Genomic DNA, 316 nt, shown 5'->3' on the forward strand with positions numbered 1-316 from the left:
GTGCGCTGGCCGGTCAAGCTGCTGATTCCGGTGGGCTTTGCGCTGCTGGTGCTGGCCGGTGTCTCGCGGCTGATCAAGTGCGTGGGGTACCTGCGCGGCCAGTGCCCGGATCCGCTGGCACGCGCGGTGGGCAAGAGCGCCGAGGAAGAGCTGGCTGAAGAGATCGCCCGTGAAGCGCAGGCGCGCGAGGCGGCCCTGCTGCAACAACAAGACAAGGGTCGCTGATCATGGAGTTTTTCATTGCGAATCTGGCGCCGATCATGTTCGGCACGCTGGTGGTATTCCTGCTGCTGGGTTTTCCGGTGGCTTTTGCGCT

The 316-nt window shown here is 64.2% G+C and carries 1 pseudogene; it reads left to right on the forward strand.

Annotated features, from left to right (window positions below):
- Positions 1-225, forward strand: a pseudogene (locus KW845_RS29370) (C4-dicarboxylate ABC transporter substrate-binding protein); the annotation flags it as partial.
- Positions 226-316: the final 91 nt, after the last annotated feature.

It is taken from the genome of Bordetella sp. BOR01, assembly GCF_019218885.1.
Lineage (GTDB): Bacteria > Pseudomonadota > Gammaproteobacteria > Burkholderiales > Burkholderiaceae_B > Bordetella_A.